Origin of the sequence: Nosocomiicoccus massiliensis (genome assembly GCF_000438455.1) — a bacterium.
Taxonomy (GTDB): Bacteria; Bacillota; Bacilli; order Staphylococcales; family Salinicoccaceae; genus Nosocomiicoccus; species Nosocomiicoccus massiliensis.
Genome location: NZ_CAVG010000146.1, coordinates 1 through 5,382, shown reverse-complemented (window position 1 = coordinate 5,382; position 5,382 = coordinate 1). Strand labels below are relative to the sequence as shown.

6 protein-coding genes are annotated in these 5,382 nt (G+C 35.9%); 4 read left to right on the top strand and 2 right to left on the bottom strand.

Translation table 11 applies throughout. The annotated features are described in order from the left end of the window. Positions 1–348 precede the first annotated feature (348 nt). The gene (locus TJ68_RS07510; protein ID WP_081643699.1) at positions 349–1,266 is read right to left on the bottom strand and encodes a nuclease-related domain-containing protein; all 918 of its coding nucleotides are present in this window, start codon (positions 1,264–1,266) and stop codon (positions 349–351) included. Between the two features lie 660 nt (positions 1,267–1,926). Then, positions 1,927–2,481, bottom strand: a complete 555-nt coding sequence (locus tag TJ68_RS07505; protein WP_040929554.1) for a Maf family protein — start codon at positions 2,479–2,481, stop codon at positions 1,927–1,929. A gap of 121 nt (positions 2,482–2,602) precedes the next feature. Here TJ68_RS07505 and TJ68_RS07500 point away from each other — a divergent pair, with 121 nt between their 5' ends. The 4 genes from TJ68_RS07500 to nfsA are packed head-to-tail and all read left to right on the top strand — an operon-like array spanning position 2,603 to position 5,351. Then, the gene (locus tag TJ68_RS07500) at positions 2,603–2,950 is read left to right on the top strand and encodes a DUF6176 family protein (protein ID WP_040929553.1); all 348 of its coding nucleotides are present in this window, start codon (positions 2,603–2,605) and stop codon (positions 2,948–2,950) included. 48 nt (positions 2,951–2,998) lie between these two features. Then, positions 2,999–4,126 carry a tRNA epoxyqueuosine(34) reductase QueG gene (queG, locus tag TJ68_RS07495; protein ID WP_040929552.1) on the top strand — a complete coding sequence of 376 codons (1,128 nt, stop codon included), beginning with the start codon at positions 2,999–3,001 and terminating at the stop codon, positions 4,124–4,126. 3 nt (positions 4,127–4,129) lie between these two features. Beyond that, positions 4,130–4,597: a tRNA (uridine(34)/cytosine(34)/5-carboxymethylaminomethyluridine(34)-2'-O)-methyltransferase TrmL gene (gene trmL, locus TJ68_RS07490; protein WP_040929551.1), complete on the top strand. Its 468-nt coding sequence runs from the start codon at positions 4,130–4,132 to the stop codon at positions 4,595–4,597. A gap of 10 nt (positions 4,598–4,607) precedes the next feature. After that, positions 4,608–5,351 (top strand): oxygen-insensitive NADPH nitroreductase, encoded by a 744-nt coding sequence (nfsA, locus tag TJ68_RS07485; protein ID WP_040929550.1) that lies wholly within the window; start codon positions 4,608–4,610, stop codon positions 5,349–5,351. The last annotated feature ends 31 nt before the right edge of the window (positions 5,352–5,382 follow it).

The following is a 5,382-nucleotide window of genomic DNA, read 5'->3' as shown; positions in this document are numbered from 1 at the left end:
TTCATTCGTGAAGAAATAGTGGGAAGTTACACTGAAACTTAATGAACAGCGGCTCATTCGCTAAGAAATAGTGGGAAGTTACACTGAAACTTAATGAATAGAGGCTCATTCGTGAAGAAATTGTGGGAAGTTACACTGAAACTTAATGAATAGAGGCTCATTCGCTAAGTAATGGTGTAGAGTTACCCGAAACCTTGATGAACAGCGGCTCATTCATTAGGAAATAGTGTAGAGTTACCCGAAACCTTGATGAGCAGCGTCGCCGTCGCATTCATTAAGAAATAGTGAATAGGGCCTACACAGAAACATAATGAAAAACTATCAATTCTCGAAGTAACTGTTAATTTTTTAGTGATCATGTTCTTTATCCACAAAATAGACCATACGACTTGTACCAATTCTTTCGTAATAGCGGTTCATAATTTTTCTCAATTTATAATACGAAATGCGACCATCCGTGAAGTCATATATATTTTTATAGGTCACTTTTTCGTCTGGAAATAAGCACTGGAAATCCTGAATTACTTCAATAATGATATCTTTTTGATGATAAAAACTACCGCACTGTTTGCAAATATATTTTTCATGACCATTTTCGACTAATTTCTCACCATCTATTCTACAAAAAATGCCTTTATTTATAGTGTTGAACGTATAATTAACATCGCATTGACGAGTTGTTTCGTTGTAACACATTAATATACGCTGTTTAATCGAATTGGCATGAGATTTTAGTGGGAAATTGTTTTTCTTCAAATTTTCAAGAAATGCTGGAAGTTGCGCGTTTGTAACAATCATTTCATCAATCGGCGCATTAAAAAGATGAAAGTTATTGTTAAGAAAAATCACATATTTTTCAATTGGAATACTATAATTTAATTGATTCAGCAATTGAGTAAATTTATCACCAGTATCGTGAATTTGTTGTATTGGAGACTTCAATAGTCGATTTGTTTTATAGGTATAAAAATTATTGTCTCGAAATACTAAATTGCCGTTATAGTTTTTTACTTCAAAAAGTATTATCTTATTATTAAATATTGCTAACGTGTCAATTTGTCGTTCAGATCCGTTGATTATAAATCTAAAGTCATGAATCGTTGTACAAAATTTGGACATAATGCGATCAAAATTATTAGAAAAACTGAATTCTCCTTCATATCCTAAATTCAGATATCTCAAATATTGACTCTCATGGCTATTCAAATGCCCCCTCTTTTTTAAAGCGATTAACTGACGATGAGCAAGAGATTTTTTTATCATCATATAATCCTCCTATATACAATGTTCACTATATAAGTATAAACCTTTTAAATCGTTTTAGAGTATAATTGCAAGTTTTAATTATAAATTTACCAAATTAAAATTTCTGTTAAATAATCAGGGAAATAATTTAAAAATTACAGCACATCATTAAAAAACTGTAATAATATTGCCACTTTAAAGGAAGAAATACATAGTGCCTCCTAAAATTTCGCAACAATTTATGATTGTATGTTCCGGAATTACTTGAGTGTCACTAGAAATGGATAATAAGAAGTAATAAATAATAAGATAGTACCTATATGTGCAGTAAAAATGAATAGTTATATGAAAAGTAGATGAATAGAGGCTCATTCGTGAAGAAATAGTGTAGAGTTATCCAAAAGTTTGACGAATAATAACTTATTCGTTAAGAAGTAGTGTAGAATTACCTGAAAGTTTAATGAATAGCGGCTTATCTGTTATAAATCAGTGTAGAGTTAGCCGAAAGCTTGACGAAAAGAGGCTCATTCGTTAAGAGATAGTGTAGAGTTATCCAAAAGTTTGAAGAATAATAACTTATTCGTTAAGAAGTAGTGTAGAATTACCTGAAAGTTTAATGAATAGCGGTTTATCTGTTATAAATCAGTGTAGAGTTACACGACAACTTAACGAATAACGACGTTAATCCTTATTCTCTAAAAATCTCAGTTCTCGACACACATCTCCAAGTGGTAATCCAACGACAGCGTTGTAATCACCGGAGATTCGCTTAACGAACTTCGCGCCGAGTCCCTGGATACCGTATGCTGCTGCCTTATCATATGGTTCGTCTGTATTTAGATAGTGTTCGATTTCTTCATCGTCTAACTCGAAGAACTCGACTTCAGTTTCTCTAACGATTGGTATTTCTGCGTCACCTTTACGCAGGAGTGCTGCTGAAATAACAGTATGCGTTTTGCCCGACAGCATTTTAAGCATGCGGCGTGCGTAGGATCGGTCAGCCGGTTTCTCCAATATTTCTCCATTAAACTGTATTAGTGTGTCACATGATAAAATAATGTCTTCGTCGTTATCAATTGCGTATGATTTTAAGCGTGCGAGAGCCACCGCTTTCTTCTGTGGATCTGTCTCAGTGACAGATGATTCATCGACGTTTGGGATAATAGTTAAAAAGTTTAATTCGACTTGCTTTAATAACTCTTGCCGTCTCGGTGATCCAGATGCTAAAATAAGCATAAATTGTCTCAATCCTTTCTTTATAATAGGTGTGGAGATATTCTAAAATAAGTGTATAATCTAATAATGTATTGAATATCATTTTAGAATGTTTATTTGCATATCGCAAGAGGTGAAGTAAATGTATAAAGTGGAGTTAACTAAATTTAGAGTGAAACCAGGAAAATCTAAAAAAGTAGACCGTTGGATGAAATACATCCAAGAAAATATGGAAGGTGTCATTCGTAACGTCGAAGGCGAAAAAGTATATGTCGAGACGATTTTCCGTGAAGCGTTTAACGATGTAGAATACCTTTACTGGTATACAATTCAAGATAAAGAAGCAGCAGAAAGTGAAACGACTTCACCGATTGATCAAACACATATCGACTTTTTTGAAGACTGTATTGATCACACTTTCCATCCGGAAGATATGGTATCAGAGGTACTCATCATTCCGGATCGTATAAAAAAAGCAATGCAGTATTAAAAGAAGCCAACTTCGGCTTCTTTTTTAATCTATTTAAAGAGGTGGCGTATGGATTATCAAAAGTTAAAAGATGAAATAATAGAATACGCACATACAATCGGCATTGACGAGATTGGTTTTACGACAGCAGAGCCGTTTCATGAGTTTAGAGATAAATTAATTTCGTACTACGAAAACAATTATGAATCAGGTTTTGAAAAGGGTACGATTGAAGAGCGTGTGAATCCGAAGTTGTCTCTCCCGAGCGCGCGTTCAATTATCGCGATTGCAGTTGGATATCCGAATCGTCTACCAAAAGATGCACCGAAGTCTCGTAAAGGTGAACGACGTGGTATATTCGCGAGGTCTTCATGGGGGTTTGATTACCACCATTTACTTAGAACGAGGCTCGAAAAGTTAGAGGCGTTTATTAAAGAACGTGTCGACGGTGTTGAAACGATGTCTATGGTCGATACGGGTGTTTTATCTGATAGGGAAGTTGCGCTACGAAGTGGTCTTGGATTTGTCGGTAAAAACGGGTTTATAATCAATCCGAAACTTGGCACGTGGACGTACTTAGGTGAAATGCTTATTAGTATCCCGTTTCCGCCAGATAAACCACTCGTTGGAACTTGTGGGGACTGTACGATTTGTATTGACCGCTGTCCAACGGGAGCACTCGTTGGCAACGGACAGCTCGATTCTAAAAAGTGTATCTCGTTTTTAACACAGACGAAAACATTTGTGCCAGACGAGTATCGTAAGTCCATCGGGAATAGAATATACGGTTGTGACACGTGTCAGCAAGTGTGCCCGTTAAACGTTGGTATCAATACGCAGCAAGAGGATATTATATTAGAGCCAGAAATTTTAAAACCAGAATTAACAAGTCTTTTAAAAGTGTCGAATAGAGAATTCAAAGAGACGTATGGTCACTTAGCAGGCGTTTGGCGCGGTAAAAATCCGCTACAGCGTAACGCAATTATCGCGCTCGCACATTTTAAAGAAGAAAGTGCGATCCCGACGTTAAAAGACGTCGCAGAAAACGACGTACGACCTGTCATTAAAGGAACAGCTTACTGGGCGATTGGACAAATTTTAGGCGATAAAGCACTCGATTACATTCACGAGCGCTATAGTAAAGAAACAGACGAAGCAGTAAAAGAAGAAATGCTAAAAGGTATACAAGAGGGTTAAGTTATGAATCATATCGTATTATTTCGACCAGATATTCCACAAAATACAGGAAATATCGGACGTACATGTGCAGCGACGAAAACGAAGTTGCATCTAATAAAACCATTAGGGTTTGAAATTACTGACAAACATTTAAAGCGTGCTGGTATGGATTACTGGTACGATCTCGATATTACTTATCACGATAGTATCGAAGAGTTTTTAGAAGAAGCAGACGGGAAACTTTACTTTATTTCTAAATTCGGAGAAAATTATTATCATGAAGAGGATTATTCTGATTCAGATGAAGACCACTATCTAATCTTCGGCAGAGAAACGAAAGGTCTTCCAGACTATATTAAAGAGAAGTACAAAGACCGTTTAATGCGTATTCCGATGCATGAGGATTTTAGAAGTTTAAATCTTTCAAATACAGTTGCGATGGTGCTTTACGAAGCGCTACGTCAACAAGGTTTTAAAGGTCTTATATAGGAGGATGAACATGAACGAGACAATTCAATTATTACAAAATCACCGTTCAATCCGTGATTTTAAAGATCAACCACTTGAAAAAGAAGTGATTGAAACACTAGTGAAATCTGCACAGCAAGCTTCGACGTCAAGTTACGTTCAGGCGTATTCAATCATTGGTGTGACAGATGAGGATAAAAAACAAGCGATTATGGAAATTAGTACACAACCGTACGTAAAAGATAACGGCCACTTATTTATCTTTGTCGCAGACTATAATCGTCATTTAGAGCTCGCAAAACGTAAAGGGTATGACATACATTTTGATACGACTGAAAGTTTACTCATCGGTGTCGTAGACGCAGCGCTTGCGGCACAAAACTTAGCAGTCGCAGCAGAGTCTCTAGACTTAGGAATTTGTTACTTAGGATCGATTCGTAACAATACGAAAAAAATCATTGAAATTTTAGACCTACCAGAAGGAACGTTCCCAGTGATTGGAATGGCTGTAGGATATAAAAATAGCGAAGGTAGTTTTAAAGAAAGATTACCACTCGACACAGTTTACTTTGAAAATACGTACCCAGAATTTGAACAAATCGAAGCGTCTCTAAATGTTTACGATGAATCAATTACAGAGTATTATAAAACTCGCGATGAAAATAAACGACAAGATAACTGGTCAGAGCAAGTCGTTAAAAAATTATCAAAAATGGACCAAGTCCGTAAAGATATAAAAAACGTATTAAATGCACAAGGATTTTTAAAAGATTAAACGAAAAAACGCAAACTTCAAAAGTTTGCGT